The organism is Streptococcus sp. HMSC067H01 (assembly GCF_001814775.1).
GTDB lineage: Bacteria > Bacillota > Bacilli > Lactobacillales > Streptococcaceae > Streptococcus.
Window position 1 is genome coordinate 38,872 of the sequence record NZ_KV817815.1, and the last position, 15,800, is coordinate 54,671.

Below are 15,800 nucleotides of genomic sequence, written 5' to 3' on the forward strand. Positions count from 1 at the left end.
CCTATAATCCTCTCTCTAGAAGTTCCAAGTAACTAGAGAAGGCTTGATAGATCTTAGGAAGATGGTGAATAGAGGAATGTTTAACTTCTTCCTCAAATTGCCTTGTAGCTGTCATCAGTTCTTCCCTTTTTACTCCTAAAATCATGCTGTAGAGACGGTTGGCTTTCTCAATCAAGAAGCGATATACCTCTGTTTCCTGAGCATTAATCTTATAACGAGCCAAGGCGTCTTGTTTTTTCTTAATTTCTTGATCCGTCAAAGTAATACTCTCTTGCAAGATGACATGATTGAAAACTTCCTGTGTTGTATCTATCTTCACTTCAACATCTAAAATACCATTCAGATCATAGGTGAAACGAACAGTGAGCCCTTCATGTTCCTTATGATTGATAGGAACTGGAACATCAAGTTCCCCCAGGAACAAGTTTTGAGATGCCTTCATCATCTCTCCTTGATAGACCTGTACTTTCACATGACTTTGTCCCAGTTCTGATGTGTAATATTGTTCAACACGTGAAGTAGGTAAAGTAGAATTACGCTCTATAATCGGTGAAAAATGACCACCAACAATCTCAATGCCAAGTGTAAATGGGCAGATATCAGACAGTAACAAGTCACGTATTTCTCCCTGACGCTCCTTGATTCCTGCAAGAAGGGCACATCCTTGTGCAATCATTTTATCAGGGTCCCCTGATACTTCAACCCCTTGATTGATACAGAATGATAGGAAATCTTGCACCAATCTTAATTTTGAAGTACCTCCAACGAGAACAAAATTATCAGATGAAACCTGACTATTGCGAGCATCCATCAAGGCTCGATCCAAAACTGCCTTAACGCGCACTAGTAGGGGATGACAAAGTTCATAAAAACGTTGATAGCTTAAGTCTAGCCGATATTCTTTATTATGGTCAAAGACGGACATCTGGACTTCTTCTTTTTCATTTAAGTCTAATTTTGTTTTCTCAGCCTGTAATAGGATTTTACTATAGAACTCTCGTGAAATAGACTCCCTTTTTAATTGATTTACATGCATGAATTCCTCAGCAATTGCGCCAGTAAAGTCCTCTCCACCCAAGCGATTATCTCCTGCGATAGAAACAATCTCAACAACGTTATCAAACAACTCTACAACAGAAATGTCCAGAGTACCGCCACCAAAATCGACCACGATAAAAGAGTCATCATCAATCTCACTCTCTAATTTCTTAGCAAGAGCAGCTGCAGATGGTTCATTAATAATACGGTCAATGTTAATACCTGCAAATTTTCCTGCTAGTTTTGTCGCATAACGTTGAGCATCGTTAAAATAAGCTGGCACACTAACAATCACTTCATCAACTTTTTCACCAAGAAAAGTCTCTGCATCATCTACCAACTTACGAATAATAAAGGAGCTTAATTCTTCAGCCGTGTAAGTGCTATTCCCCAATAAGATTTTATGGCTGGTTCCCATAAAACGTTTAAATTGAGCAACTGTTTTATCTGGATGAGTAACCAAACGTTCCTTTGCTGCCTTTCCAACTATCACTTCATTATTATCATCTAAGGCAACAACAGATGGCGTTAAAAAATCACCAAAAGCATTTGGTATCAGCTTAACCTGACCATCTTGATAGACTCCAACTAAAGAATTGGTTGTCCCTAAATCAATCCCTACAATCATCTTATCTAAACTCCATCTTTTACTAGATATTTCTATTATACAGGAATACTCCTACTTTTGAATAGTAAATCTTGCCCCCTATAATCAAAACCAATGTATAACCTTAAAAAAAAGTTTCATTCCAACTCAAATGGTTAAAGACCAAAAGAGCCAGAATGAAACTTTTTAATAATTATTTACCAAGTTTTGCTTTAGCTGCGTCTGCAAGAGCTGTGAAAGCTGCTGCATCGTTAACAGCCAAGTCAGCAAGCATTTTACGGTTTACTTCGATCTCAGCCAATTTCAAACCATGCATCAATTGTGAGTATGAAAGACCGTTCATACGAGCTGCCGCATTGATACGTGTGATCCACAACTTGCGGAAGTCACGTTTCTTTTGACGACGGTCACGGTATGCATAGTAGTAAGAGTTCATTACTTGTTCTTTTGCAGTACGGAACAAGATATGTTTAGCTCCATAGTAACCTTTTGCTAATTTAAGAATACGTTTACGACGTTTGCGTGATACAACGCCACCTTTAACACGTGCCATTTATATTTCCTCCAAATATTTCCTAGAATTCTTTACTTACAAATACGCGATTATTTCAAGCGAGTAAGCATTGCTTTGATACGTTTGAAATCTCCTGAATGCACCATAGATGCTTTACGAAGATGACGACGTTGTTTTTTAGTTTTTCCGTGGAAACGGTGAGATGTGTAAGCACGGAAACGTTTAAGTCCACCAGAACCTGTACGTTTGAAACGTTTAGCTGATGCGCGGTGTGTTTTTTGTTTTGGCATGATTTTTTCTCCTTTATTTAACTTTCTGACAATTATTTTTTGTCAGTTGCTGGCGCCAATTGCATGAACATTTGGCGACCATCCATTTTAGCACGTTGTTCGATGATAGCAATATCTTGTGTTGCTTCAGCAAACTCGGCTAAAACTTTTGCACCAATCTCTTTATGGGTGATCATACGCCCCTTAAAGCGAATGGATACCTTCACTTTGTTCCCTTTTTCAAGGAACTTGCGAGCATTGCGAAGTTTAGTTTCGAAATCTCCCTTGTCGATAACAGGGCTCAAACGAACTTCTTTCACGGTCACAACGCTTTGTTTTTTGCGTTGTTCTTTTTGTTTCTTCTGGTACTCAAATTTGAACTTGCCATAGTCCATAATTTTAGCAACAGGAGGTTTAGCTTGAGGTTGAATAAGAACCAAGTCCACGTTCGCTTCATCCGCAAGTGCTTGCGCTTCACCAAGTGGTTTGATACCTAATTGCTCACCCTCAAGACCGATTAAGCGAACTTCACGTACACGAATTTCATCATTGATGAATAAGTCTTGCTTTGCTATGGTTTTCACCTCTTTTTTTAGTTTAGAGAAAAACAAGAGCGGACTTGCTAACGCAAATCCGCACTACATGATTATAGTTCATTACTGAAACTTGATCCGTAGGGGCCAGACAACGTTAGTCGCAAGGCGAGAAGTTCTCACTTCTGCTTTTCTCAACTTCTATATAATATCAAGTTTTCCCCTACTTGTCAAGATAAAAACTATCTTTTTTTAATTTTTTTCTATTTTGCCGACTTGTAATCTATTGATTACGAGAATAGTAAATCTCATGTGGCTTCAAACGAGTATTCAGTAGCTCTGATACAGTCACGAAACTATAGCCTTGTTCCTGTAAATACTCAATTACTTTTGGTAGCGAATTAACTGAAGGCTGATGGATATCGTGTAATAAAATAATAGACCCATCGCTCGTTTGGTGTTGGATTTCTGTAAAAATAGATGCTTCATTTTTACTCTTCCAATCCAGACTATCCACATCCCATAAGATAAAGCTTAAATCAAGGCTATTGCGGATATCATCTGAAATCGCACCGTACGGAGGACGCATTAATTTTGAACTTTTTCCAAGGACATTTTTAATGGCATCTTCTGTATCCGTAATTTGCTTCTTGGCGTCTTCCAATGACAGTTTTGTTAAAACTGGGTGATTCCAACTATGGTTTCCAACTTCATGACCTTCAGCCTGCATACGTTTAAGAATTGCTTCATTTCCAGCGATGTTCTTACCTTGGACAAAGAAAGTTGCTTTGATCTTGTATTTAGCCAAGGTGTCCAATGCCTGTGGTGTTGTATTTCCGTCAGGTCCATCATCAAAGGTAAGAGCTATCACTTTTTTATGTTTTTCAGCTTGAACTGTTTTATAAAGTTCTGCGTCTTTTTCTGTTAAGTAAGATGCTTCGATAAAATCAAAGAAATTTGAGATCGGTATTGCGATTTCTTCTCCATTACCCGATTGTTTGGCTGGGTAAAGAAGCAACTGGCTATCCTTATAGGCAAACTTCCAGGTCGTTAAATCCATAGCTGAAAAATCAGCTATTACTTGATCAACAAGCGTTTGCTCAACCTTTTTATCAAGGAGCGTGGTCTTGATATCCTCTAGTAACTTTTCCTTAGCCTTGCTAGCATCAGTAAATAGCTGATCAAGTGTGAAAGGATTACCATCTTCTTTAAGGTAAAGCTGTTCCAATGAAGTGTTTTCCAATTCAACAACATTAGAATTACTTAAGTCATAGGCCTGTTTTTTTATAAGGTGACTCTCAATACCTTTGATAGAGGATATATCTTTTTCAGAATAGTAAAAAATCAAATGTTCTTTATCTTCTACCTTTTCTGAGATATCTTTTACAATGATATCCTTTACAGAATCAATGACTTTATCTCCTGTCATAGGATAGTAGGTGATAACCTCTGCCTTTCCCTTACGAAAATGGTCCTTCTGACTGCCTTGTGAATAGGAATCATCCTTTTCTTTTTTCAATGCTTGGATTTTTTGTTCAAAAGCTTGCTTGGTCAGAACTTGATAAGTGATGGTTCCACCTAATGCTAAGATTGTGAAAAATAGAAGCCCCACAATAATCCATAAATTTCTCTTCTTCTTGTCGTTTGTTCTACGGTTTGTTCTCTTTTTTGTCATAGTCTTATCATATCAAATCAAAACTATAATTTCAATGAAAAATAGAAAAATGTCCAATTTTAAGGCAAAGAAAGGTAAAAGAAAAATCCTAGATCTCCCTAGGACTTTCTTTTGTTTAGAAACGAATAGTTTCTCTTGTTTTTTCATAAGAAGAAACGAAGCGATTTGTCACTCCTGGTTCAGCTACTTCCAAAGCTTGGGAAATCTTTTCGAAAGATGCTTGATAATCAAAGGCATTTTCAAAGATTTCTAAAGATTCGTGGAAGGCTTGTTGAATCCCTTCATCAAATGATCTGTAGCGGTTAGAGTATTGAAGCAATTGTTCAGTCAAGGTAGCATATTGTACGATGCTGTATGTTTCTGTTTCCAGAATTTCCATATCGTGAGTTGCAATTTCTAAAATACGGTTGACAGACTCAATGTTGACTTGCGACTGTTCTAACTCTGCCATCAAGTCTTCGGTACTGTGGCTAGCTGCAAAGAACAATTTCAAGAAGTTCTGTGGTATTCCTGGAAGATTTCTCTTTTCCATGTATCGCTTAATGGTGTGGAGGCGATTGACGTAGACATTTGCTTTTTGACGAGCGTTGACATCGTCTTTTTCAATTTGCACCAGACGTTCACTAACTGAAACCTGATCATCTTCAATTTCTTTTAATGTAGCTTGAACATTTTCTAAACGTTCTTCTAATACAGAGTAGGCTTCAGAATATTCCTCTTGTTCTGAGGTCATATCGCTGATGGTGATATCTAAAGAATCTAGGTCTGCTTGAATACGACGGACGTGATTTACATCACTCTCAGACATCAAGTAAGTTTTGCTCAAGCGTTCAATATCTTTCACCAAGACCTGATTGTTGTCTTTTAAGTGGTCAAGATAGGTTGGAAGGGTTGCTAACAAGTTCTCAACAACCTTATGGGAAGCAATCTCTCTCGTAAAGATATCATAAAGAGCATTGATTTCTTCTTGAACCTGAGTATTTTCATATTCAGCATTGTCCAATTCCAATTTTTTAATATTTTCTTGGTTGTTCTTCAATGCTTCATACAATAACTGCAAACGAGATTCAATGTCAGTTTCTACAAAGTGATAGTTGGCATCAAGCAACTTACGATAGCCAGCCTCTAAATCTTCCAATTGGTCTGGAAGGGCAGTTGTTAGATTAGCAACAATTGCAGGAATTCTCTCCACAATATGAGTCAAGGCAAGGATATGATTTTCAGCATTATCCAAAATACCTGCTGCCTCAACTGGATCTCCTGAAGAGTTCAAGGTTACAAACTGAGAAAACTCTGATTGGATATTCTCCAATTGTCTTTCAATTTCAGGAAGTGCTTGACCATATTTTTCAGAATCTTCAGCGACTGTCATTTGTAAGCTTTCAAATAAATCTAAAGCGTGAAGGACACGGCCACTGTTTTTTGATTCTTGTTTTTCTAACTCTGCCAGAGCATTTCGGATAGATGCAATATCTTCTTCAATCAGAGTAATTTGGCTTTCAATTTGGTCAATTTTGTGTTGAGCTTTCAGGAAGCGGAAAGAGCTATTGTAGCCTTCTGCTTCAAAGAGATTGTTCTCAATATCAGCAAATGAGTTGAGGGATAGGTCTACCCATTTTTGATTCCATTCTCTAAAGGCAACCTGACTTTGACCAATCAGGTGCATATTTTTAACGGCTTCTACTTCATCGTTTACTGGAAGGTTATATAACTCTTCCTTTCTTTCTTCTAGTACTGCAAGCCTACCTTCATTGCGTTTGCGTAACAAAATCGCTACAACATAAGCAATAATCAGTAGAGTCGCGATTACAATCATAATAATAATCAACAGATTATCAGACATATCAAACTCCTTTTTATACTTGAAACAATTGTAATGATTATATCATATTTTTCAAACCATGGGAACTATTTCCAAATTTTTTTAAACGTCAAGCGTACTGTAAACAGCATTTTCTTCAATAAATTCTCGACGTGGTTCTACACGGTCACCCATGAGCATATCAAAGATTTTATCTGCTTCTGCAGCATCATCCACTGATACACGCGCCATGAGACGGTGTTCAGGATTCATAGTTGTTTCCCAAAGCTGATGATCATCCATTTCTCCGAGACCTTTATATCGCTGAATAGTTGGTTTGGCACGACCTTCACTATAGCGAGCCAAGGCTTCCTGGAGACGGATTTCTTGATCTGCCCCTGGCTGGATGTATTCTTTAATTTCACTGCCGACCTTAACACCGTAAATTGGTGGTTGGGCGATATAAACATAACCTGCTTCTAAGACGGGTTTCATATAACGATAAATCAAGGTTAACAAGAGGGTACGGATATGGGCTCCATCGACATCGGCATCCGTCATGATGACGAGTTTTTGATAACGTGCCTTGCTGACATCAAATTCCGCACCAAAGCCTGTTCCCATAGCTGTGAAAAGGCTACGGATTTCTTCATTGGCTAGGATTTTATCCATGCTGGCCTTTTCGACGTTGAGGATTTTACCGCGGATTGGTAAAATTGCTTGGAATTCACGGTCACGACCAGACTTTGCAGAACCGCCCGCTGAGTCTCCTTCGACGATGAAAAGTTCAGTTTCAGCTGGATTGTTTGAGGAACAATCTGCCAACTTACCTGGAAGGTTTGAAATTTCTAAACCTGACTTCTTACGGGTAACTTCACGCGCACGCTTGGCAGCAACACGCGCTTTCGCAGCCAAAATCCCTTTTTCAACGATACGTTTAGCAATCTGAGGATTTTCCATCAGGAAATCTGAAAATGCTTCACTAAAGAGACGATTAGTGATCTTTACAACTTCGCTATTTCCAAGCTTGGTCTTTGTTTGTCCTTCAAACTGTGGGTTTGGATGCTTCACAGAGATAACAGCAGTCAATCCTTCACGGACATCCTCACCTGTTAGATTATCTTCATTGTCTTTGAGGAGTTTGTTTTTACGAGCGTAGTCGTTAATGACACGAGTTAAGGCTGTACGGAAACCTTGTTCATGGGTTCCACCTTCATGGGTATGGATGTTGTTGGCGAAACTCATGACATTTTCATGGTAGCCCGTTGTGTACTGCATAGCAACTTCTACTGTGATGTCATCCATTTCACCATCTGTGTAGATTGGGTTTTCAAAAATGACATCCTTGTTTTCATTGATGTACTCAACATAGCTCGCAATCCCACCTTCATAGTGGTAATGTTTGGTTTGCTCTTGACCTTCTCGTTTATCTGTAATAGAAATCTGAAGACCACGGTTAAGGAAAGCAAGTTCCTGCACCCGTTTGTTTAATCTGTCAAAGTCAAACTCAGTCGTTTCTGTAAAAATCTCTGGATCTGGTGTGAAGTGAACGGTTGTTCCAGTACGATCCGTATCGCCGACCACTTCAAGGTCTGCTACTACATGCCCACGACGGTATTCTTGATAATGGATTTTTCCATTTTTATGAACATGAACATCTAATTGAGTTGAGAGAGCATTTACAACGGATGAACCTACACCGTGGAGTCCACCTGAAACCTTGTATCCGCCTCCGCCGAATTTACCTCCAGCGTGAAGAACGGTAAAGACTGTCTCAACAGCAGGTCGACCAGTTTTTTCTTGGATATCAACTGGAATCCCACGTCCATCATCGACAACCGTAATCGAATTATCTGGTTCAATAAAGACTTGGATGTGGCTAGCAAATCCTGCTAAGGCCTCATCGATAGAGTTATCTACAATTTCCCAGACAAGGTGATGAAGTCCTTCTTTGGCAGTTGATCCGATATACATACCAGGACGCATACGAACGGCTTCCAGACCTTCCAAAACTTGAATCTGACTGGCATCATAATCCTGTGCCTGTTGTTTTTTGATTTCTTCTGTCATTTTTTTCCTTTTTCTTACATGTCTAATACTTGTCTCAATGTCACGATATTTTCAAAGAGATGTGTCGCTAAGCCAGCTGCTTGTCCAGCTTCAATATCTATAGGTCGATCACCAATAACGATGCCAGAGCTTATCTTGTACTTATCTCGCAAATAAATCATTGACTCTGGATTGGGTTTTCTCTTGAAGCCAGAACTAGCTGTTACCACCTCTGTAAAATAGCTGGAAATTCCAGTCTTTTCAAGGATTTCCAAAACTTGGTCATTACGATGCGAAACTAAAAAGTTCCGTCCTCCCTGGTCTGAGATTTCCTCCAATAAAGCAGGTACTCCCTCAAATAAGGCAGGATGTTCAAGCTCTCGCGCTTCGTTTTCCTTGTATTTTTCTAAAAAATTCTCTATTGTTGGGGCAAAACGGTCAATCGCAAAAGCGGTTGACACTTTCAAGGCATTGTAAACTTTATCATGTTCTTCTTCGATTCCAAATTGAGCTAATGTTTCCACAAAAGCCGCGGTCGAAGTCTCATAATTATCAAGTAGAGTTCCACCTAAATCCCAAATGTAATCGTGATATTTCATACCCTTCATTATAGCATTTTTTTATGAAAAAAGCGACGATTTCCTTCTATTTTAACAGTAAAAAACGAGAAGAATCCTTTAATAGACAGATTCTTCTCGTTTCACTTAATCTAAACCAAATATATCACGATAAAGCATAGCTTCTCTCAAACCATTTGCATCGCCACCAAGTTGTTCCACTAGGTTATAAGCAAAGGCAAGTGCAGTAGCTGGACCGCGACTAGTTGTTAACTGACCGTCGACAACAACTGTTTCCTTGCGATAGTGACCATCAGCAATTTGCTCTTGAACACCATCGTAGCAGGTGAACTCTTTGTCCTTGAGGAGACCAGCCCGATTCAGAACAATTGGTGCTGCACAGATGGCAGCTATTTTTTTACCGACTTGTTCACATTTTTGAAGTTCAGCAATCAATTGCTCATTATCACGCAAGTGAGCTGATCCTGGCATACCCCCTGGTAAGACAATCATGTCGTAGTCAGATAAATCACCATCAAACACACGATCTGCTTGTACTTGAATGGCATGTGATCCTGTCACTTGGGCTTCAAAACCAACCATATGACAAGTAATATTGGCACGACGTAATACGTCCACAACTGTTAGGGCTTCGATTTCTTCAAAGCCATCTGCTAAGATAACTGCAACTTTAGCCATGATTTACTCCTTATTTAACTTTTTTCAAAACAACTTTCTTCCGTTTAAATCTTGTCTTACCGCTCTTTTCATCGGCTAGATGCGTTTGATAACTCATCGATAGAAGCAGACCGACACCAATCAGATTACTGATAATGGCTGAGCCCCCTTGGGAAATGAACGGCAAAGGAATCCCTGTCAGAGGTAGTAGGCCTGTCACCGCCCCAATATTTTCAAAGATATGGAACAAGAGCATCATAATAAATCCAGTTGAAATGTAGGTATAAAATTGATTATTGGACTTGAGAGTGATTTTTAGCATTCGATAGATAAGTAGAAGATAAAGTGTAATTACGAGGACAGAGCCGATAAAACCAAAATCTTCTGCAATGACTGTAAAAATCATATCACTCTCACGAACGGGAATGAGGAGATTGGATACATTAAATCCTTGACCAAACAAGCCTCCACTACCGATGGCGATTTGCCCTTGCGCTTGTTGATAGGTGGTCGTCTGAGCATAATCAAAGGGATTGAGCCAGGCAAGGATACGGTTAATCTGATAGGTTGGCATCCCGATTTGATGCATGAAGGCACGCCCATCTTTTGTGATGAAAATTGCCAAAAATCCTGCGATTCCCGATACAGCTGTTACAATAACTGGAATGATGATTTTCCATGATACTCCAGAAAGCAAGACGAGTCCAGCAAAGATGGCGACAAAGACCAAGGCCGTTCCTAAGTCACTCTGCAGGGCCAGTAAACCTAAGACTGGTAGTGTAAAGATAATCATCCACAATATCAAGAGGAAATCTAAAGGAATCGTTCGTTCACTTTCCTTGTATTTCTGTGTGAATTGAACAATGACCCGAGCCAAGATTAAAATATAGGAAATTTTCATGAACTCGGAAGGTTGGAAAAGTGTCACTCCACCAATTGACACCCAGTTTTTTGCCCCTGTTGCTGCGACCAAACTAGGGTTATAGAAAACCAAGGGTAAGACCATGAGGACTAGACCTAGGGCATAAAGATAGGGAGTCCCCTGCCATAAAAATTTTGTATTAAAGAACATGACTACAAAGCTGATAACAATTCCCAATACGATCCAAGCTAGTTGCTGACCGAGAATAGGCCAGATATTATGTGGATAGTCATGACTGACAGCAATGTAAATAGCTACCACTCCAATCACCAGCAAACAGAATACTGGTAGAATCAAACTATAATCGACTCGAGAGTCGAGAGAACGTTTCATAAAGGTCTCCTTCATTCTTTCAGATGTTTATTTTATTTTGTGTGTAAAAATTCTTGAACTTTTGAGAATACTTGCTCTTTGCCAACTTCTCTCACTCGACTAGTCTGTGACAAGGCCTTGCCAATCTGCTTTCCATATCGCTTGCTTGTCATTCGGCTATCCAAGATAAGGACAGAGGAGCGTTGCCCTAGACGACGCATGGTTCTACCAATTGCTTGTTTGAGGCGAATAATAGCCATTGGCAGTTGATAGTCATAGAAAGGATTTTTCCCTTCCAGACGCAGTTCCTGATTCATTTTTTTCGTAAAGGGATCTTCTGGATTTTGGAAGGGCAGGCGTGTCACCACTTCAATCACTCGAGGGTGAGTCGCAAAATCAACTCCCTCCCAAAAACTTCCTGTCCCTAGTAAGAGTTGAGAGTCTCCTCTTTCAAACCGTTTCTTGAGTTGAGCCGGATCCCCGTTCTTATATTGGGCTAAATGAGAAAGAGATAAAGAGTCTGATACCTGCAACAAAAGGTCTTTTGAAGTGAATAAAACGAGCATGGGTTCTTCAAGATAGGACAAATCTTCCAGAACTTCTACAAGAGCCTGGGCATAGTCTTCTTGGGAGGTTTCTGTCACCAATGGAAAATCCTTGACAACCAAAATTTCTTGATTTTCTTGAAAATTCTCTTCCAGTCGGTCAAAAGCTGCATGCGGAAATCCCATTAGTTCTGGTAAAGATACTCTGCTACTAATTTCCAAGGTTGCAGAGACAGCTAAGAGTTGACAACTCTCTGGAAAGATTTCCGAAAAGAGCAGACGTTGATTGCGACTGGAAGAAATGACAACCTTCTTGCTAGACAAGTCTGAGGCTGATAGCCAAAATTCTCCATCAGTGCAGAAAAATCGCTGACAATCCTGAAAACTTTGAACTTCTAACTCTGAGAAATCCTGTTGGAGTTGTGCCATTGTTGTCGCAGGGCACATTCTTCGTTTGCCAGATAGGAACTGGTCCATCAAATGACAAAGCTCAAAGCGAATACTCTCCATCAAGCGTCTCTGAAGCGTCCCTTCTTCTCGAACTAGAGCTTGATCTAACTGGTCTACTATGTCGTTTAAAACGAAACTCTTTTGTAAAAGACTTTCCAAAGTTAGTAAGATCTTCTGGGCCTCATCCAAAATCAGGAGACGGCCCTCTAGTAGACTGGGATCATCCTCAAGTCGGGTAACGAGATAAGCATGATTGGTCACAAGTAGCTGGCAAGAGCGAGCCTTTTTCTGACCCCGTCTCCAAAAATCCTCTAACCAAAAGAGAGAAGCTTTGGGAAGATTCCCATCATGTACCAAGTTTGGTAAAAACTGCTGGTAGCGATAAAGCTGTCCAATCTCATCCAAATCTCCAGTTTCTGTTTCGGTCAACCAAACTAGGAGTTGCATCTTAAAACGTGTGTACAAGCGATTGGACTCTTCTTCCTCTAGTGCATGATGAAAGGCATCTAGTTTTAGATAATTCTGTGGTCCTTTGAGACTATGAATCGAAAGGTGAAAGACCTCTTCTAATCTACGAGCTTCTTCTTGCATCACTTGATTTTGTAGAACTTTAGTAGGAACACTGAGAAGGATTCCTTTTTCGTTTTCTAGTGATAAAGCGGGTAACAAATAGCCGTAGGTTTTCCCAATTCCAGTCTGAGCTTGCACAAAAGCAATTTTCTCATTCTGTAGAAAATCTTGAACCTTTTGAGAAAAGCTAGCTTGTGGAGCTCTATATTCCAAATCCAACAAGGCAATATTGGTTTGGAAATCTTTAGATAGTTTACGTGGAGAAAGGTATGGCTTTTCTTTTCTTAAAAATAAACCTTGCACCTCTACCAAGTCATGTTCAACTAGGATGGACTGCTTCTGATAAACTTCCTCGATGACCAGATAAGACTCATATAATAAACCATCTGACAAACTTAACAAGCGCTCCAATAAACCTTTTGGCAGTCCAAACATTTTTTGTCGCATACAAAGAAAGAGCTCTGCTGTTGCTTGGGCATCTGATAGGGCCGTATGGGCTTGTTCTAGAGGAATTCCCAACTCTTGACAGAGAATCCCCAGATTGTATTTTTCAAGCTGAGGATAAAAAACCTGAGCCAACTCTACTGTATCGATACGAGGAGTGCGCAATTCATAGCCCTCAAAAAAGAGGAATTCTGCCAACAAATTGGCATCGAACTGGACATTGTGCGCAACAAAAACACCGTCCTTGACCAAGTTAAAAATTTTTCCAGCCACCTGAGAAAACTCTGGTGCCTCTGCTAGTCGCTGATCGGTCAAGCCCGTTAATTCTTTGATATGAGAATCCAAGGGTTCGTGGGGATTGACATCAGTTGTAAATTGGTCAACAATCTCGCCATTTTCAATGACCACGATTCCCACTTGGATAATTTTTGCCCTGCTTCCGGTACTAGTCGCCTCTAAATCCACGACCACGTACCGATCATTTCTAAAATTCATCATTAAAAATTATATCAAAATTTACACAATTTGACATCCATGAACTTTATTGAAAGGGTCAAGTTTCTTGCAAGTTTTTATAAAAAATGATTGAATAGAAGTGTAGAAAAGGAGGGACATCATGAACCCATTAGATTTGTTTAATCAAGTAAAAGAGCTAATCGAGAAAAAAGATTTGGCTGCCGCAAAAACCTTTGTCGAAGAAAATAAGGACCAACTCGGTGAGTACCTTAGTCAGGCTCAAAGTTTGATTTCAGGATCAGAAGGAATCGGTAATCTTGTTGATAAGGTCAAAGGCCTCTTCTAATCATTAAAAAGCACCTGAAAACCTCAGGTGTCTTTTTGTATCTTCTTCATAAAGGCTGGAATCTGTTGACTAATCATGGTTGGCAAGACTACATAGTTGTCTTCAGCTAGTTCTTGGGCAATTGCTGAATGTAAATAGGTCGCTACTGTCACTCTTTCATAGAGACTTGCTTGGGGAAATTGCCCTGCAAAGCCAGTGATCATCCCAGCCAGAGTATCCCCCATGCCACCAGTCGCCTGATAGGGACCGCCAACACCCAGCTGATAAAAATCAGCATGCCCGGCTTGCCAGATTCGAGTCGCAGGACCTTTTTGGACTAAAATCGTTCCTGAAGGAAAGCTCTTCAAAGCCTCTCCAGTTTCCTTGCTTCCTTGGGAATCCAAATCTAAGCCTGACAAGACTTGCCATTCCCTTTGGTGAGGCGTTAAAACAAGATGGGCTTTAGGAAATTTCATTTCAACCTTCGCTAAAATAGATAGGGCGCCACCATCCAGTATGAGTGTCTGATCTTGATTTAAATGAAAAAACACTGTTTGGAGAAGCTGTTTTCCACGCTCATCATCCACTAGTCCAGGTCCAAGCAAGACAATATTAGCCTTCTGCAACTGTTGCTCAAGTAACTGCTTATCACCAAGGTCAAAAGCCATAGCTTCCGGCATATGGCTATGCAGAGCTGGAATATTCTCTTTATCCGTTGCTACTGTCACCAAGCCTGCACCGCTTCTAACAGAACCTAAGGCAGCCATAATAATCGCTCCCCCATAGGGATAAGTCCCTCCAATCAAGAGAAGACGCCCATAGTCTCCCTTATGACTAGAGCAAGAACGCTCGATGATAACTTTTTTCAATAGAACTTGATCAATCTCTTTCATACACTACTCCTTCAACTTAACCTTACTATGTAACACTTGATTAACCCTAGTATTCCAATCCTGTAACCCTTCTCCCTCATAGTCTAGGTAAATCACTCTATCTTGTAATTGACTAGGAATCAAACCTTCAAAACAAGCCTTATCTTTTGACGGGATGATACACAAATGAAGAAAGGTATCCAAATCTAACCTATCTCTTACCTTCGCAACATGATAGCCATCAAAGATATAACCTGGTGCTTGAATTAATTCTTCATACAGAAAATGAAAACTAACGCCAGGAATGAACTTTTCTTGCAATTCCTCTTCAGAAGGTGCCCGTCCTAACAAACGCTCCATAGCGAGTCGGTAACCCGAAGTCGTATTAGACCATCCAAACATGATATAGTCAAAATAGTCTGCTGGATCAGAAGCTGCATTACGACTATCTGTAACTAGCTCAGCCCCACTTTTACCAAATACTTTAATCGCTGACATGAGTTTTCCAGTCTGAAAAATAGCCTGAGCCACTTCAACTGTACAAGTATGACTACAATAATTTGAGGTAACCAACTTCCTCTGAATATCATAGGTAGAAGCTACAAGGCGATGACTTGGTCTGTAGGGGGGAAAAAAGCTATGCTCTAGCAAGTAATCATGAATTTGTATATTTAATTCAAGATCCTCACATTCCACAATGGTCTGACGATGATGGTCCTGTTCATAAGTAATAAACTTTGCTAGCTTCTCCAATTCCCATTCTTGAATCTGTGGATAGTTTTCAAGAGCAAATTGATAGATTCCATCCCACTGGAGACTATAATCTGCTTTACAAACTTTTACAAGCATGGTCCTTCTCCTCAAACTCTCTTACTTTCATTATACACCTCACTACCCAATTAATAAAGAGAGTGGGACAGAAATCGATAATTCGTTAGAATTCGATTTCGTCGTCCCACCTCCGCACAGTTGAGTAGGGCTGTAAAAGCTTATGAAATCAGCGTAGTAGAGCCCACTCAACCACTACGTCTTGAACTACACTCCAAAGACAATTGAGAGGCTAGGACTTTTGTCCCAGCCTCTTCATTTATAACGATTAGCTTTTTTATAGCTGGGAGTTATCAGTCTTACTTTTCTTTACGTTTAACAGTTAGTAGAGCTACTGATAAAACAAGACTGAGAC

14 protein-coding genes and 1 other annotated feature are annotated in these 15,800 nt (G+C 39.9%); of the genes, 1 reads left to right on the forward strand and 13 read right to left on the reverse strand.

Annotation, left to right across the window (positions count from 1 at the left end; translation table 11 throughout):
* Position 1: 1 nt before the first annotated feature.
* From HMPREF2987_RS09985 to HMPREF2987_RS10035, 11 genes are all read right to left on the reverse strand, one after another.
* A complete protein-coding gene (locus HMPREF2987_RS09985) occupies positions 2–1,666 on the reverse strand; it encodes an Hsp70 family protein (RefSeq protein ID WP_075230414.1) in 1,665 nt (554 codons plus the stop codon).
* Between the two features lie 172 nt (positions 1,667–1,838).
* Positions 1,839–2,198 (reverse strand): 50S ribosomal protein L20, encoded by a 360-nt coding sequence (rplT, locus tag HMPREF2987_RS09990; protein ID WP_000124834.1) that lies wholly within the window; start codon positions 2,196–2,198, stop codon positions 1,839–1,841.
* Between the two features lie 50 nt (positions 2,199–2,248).
* Complete coding sequence (rpmI, locus tag HMPREF2987_RS09995; protein WP_001125942.1) at positions 2,249–2,449, reverse strand: 50S ribosomal protein L35; 201 nt, start codon at positions 2,447–2,449, stop codon at positions 2,249–2,251.
* A 32-nt stretch (positions 2,450–2,481) separates the two neighbouring features.
* Positions 2,482–3,012 carry a translation initiation factor IF-3 gene (gene infC / locus HMPREF2987_RS10000; RefSeq protein ID WP_075230415.1) on the reverse strand — a complete coding sequence of 177 codons (531 nt, stop codon included), beginning with the start codon at positions 3,010–3,012 and terminating at the stop codon, positions 2,482–2,484.
* Positions 3,013–3,027: 15 nt separating this feature from the next.
* Positions 3,028–3,158 (reverse strand) — a sequence feature (ribosomal protein L20 leader region).
* 86 nt (positions 3,159–3,244) lie between these two features.
* A complete protein-coding gene (gene pgdA / locus HMPREF2987_RS10005; RefSeq protein ID WP_075230416.1) occupies positions 3,245–4,636 on the reverse strand; it encodes a peptidoglycan-N-acetylglucosamine deacetylase PgdA in 1,392 nt (463 codons plus the stop codon).
* A gap of 115 nt (positions 4,637–4,751) precedes the next feature.
* Positions 4,752–6,479 carry a septation ring formation regulator EzrA gene (gene ezrA, locus HMPREF2987_RS10010; protein ID WP_075230417.1) on the reverse strand — a complete coding sequence of 576 codons (1,728 nt, stop codon included), beginning with the start codon at positions 6,477–6,479 and terminating at the stop codon, positions 4,752–4,754.
* Positions 6,480–6,560: 81 nt separating this feature from the next.
* Positions 6,561–8,507 (reverse strand): DNA topoisomerase (ATP-hydrolyzing) subunit B, encoded by a 1,947-nt coding sequence (gene gyrB / locus HMPREF2987_RS10015; protein WP_075230418.1) that lies wholly within the window; start codon positions 8,505–8,507, stop codon positions 6,561–6,563.
* A 14-nt stretch (positions 8,508–8,521) separates the two neighbouring features.
* Complete coding sequence (locus tag HMPREF2987_RS10020; protein WP_075230426.1) at positions 8,522–9,085, reverse strand: HAD family hydrolase; 564 nt, start codon at positions 9,083–9,085, stop codon at positions 8,522–8,524.
* 105 nt (positions 9,086–9,190) lie between these two features.
* On the reverse strand, positions 9,191–9,742 hold the full coding sequence (locus tag HMPREF2987_RS10025; protein WP_075230419.1) for a DJ-1 family glyoxalase III: 552 nt from the start codon (positions 9,740–9,742) through the stop codon (positions 9,191–9,193).
* 10 nt (positions 9,743–9,752) lie between these two features.
* Positions 9,753–10,976 carry an FtsW/RodA/SpoVE family cell cycle protein gene (locus HMPREF2987_RS10030; RefSeq protein WP_075230420.1) on the reverse strand — a complete coding sequence of 408 codons (1,224 nt, stop codon included), beginning with the start codon at positions 10,974–10,976 and terminating at the stop codon, positions 9,753–9,755.
* 32 nt (positions 10,977–11,008) lie between these two features.
* Positions 11,009–13,462: a bifunctional DnaQ family exonuclease/ATP-dependent helicase gene (locus HMPREF2987_RS10035; protein WP_180364518.1), complete on the reverse strand. Its 2,454-nt coding sequence runs from the start codon at positions 13,460–13,462 to the stop codon at positions 11,009–11,011.
* Between the two features lie 118 nt (positions 13,463–13,580).
* Here HMPREF2987_RS10035 and HMPREF2987_RS10040 point away from each other — a divergent pair, with 118 nt between their 5' ends.
* Positions 13,581–13,766, forward strand: a complete 186-nt coding sequence (locus HMPREF2987_RS10040) for a hypothetical protein (RefSeq protein WP_075230421.1) — start codon at positions 13,581–13,583, stop codon at positions 13,764–13,766.
* 23 nt (positions 13,767–13,789) lie between these two features.
* On the opposite strand, the gene HMPREF2987_RS10045 is transcribed toward HMPREF2987_RS10040, so the two are convergent.
* A complete protein-coding gene (locus HMPREF2987_RS10045; RefSeq protein WP_075230422.1) occupies positions 13,790–14,638 on the reverse strand; it encodes an NAD(P)H-hydrate dehydratase in 849 nt (282 codons plus the stop codon).
* Positions 14,639–14,641: 3 nt separating this feature from the next.
* Positions 14,642–15,466, reverse strand: coding sequence for a phosphate ABC transporter ATPase (locus HMPREF2987_RS10050; protein ID WP_075230423.1), 825 nt, complete (start codon positions 15,464–15,466; stop codon positions 14,642–14,644).
* Positions 15,467–15,800 lie beyond the last annotated feature (334 nt).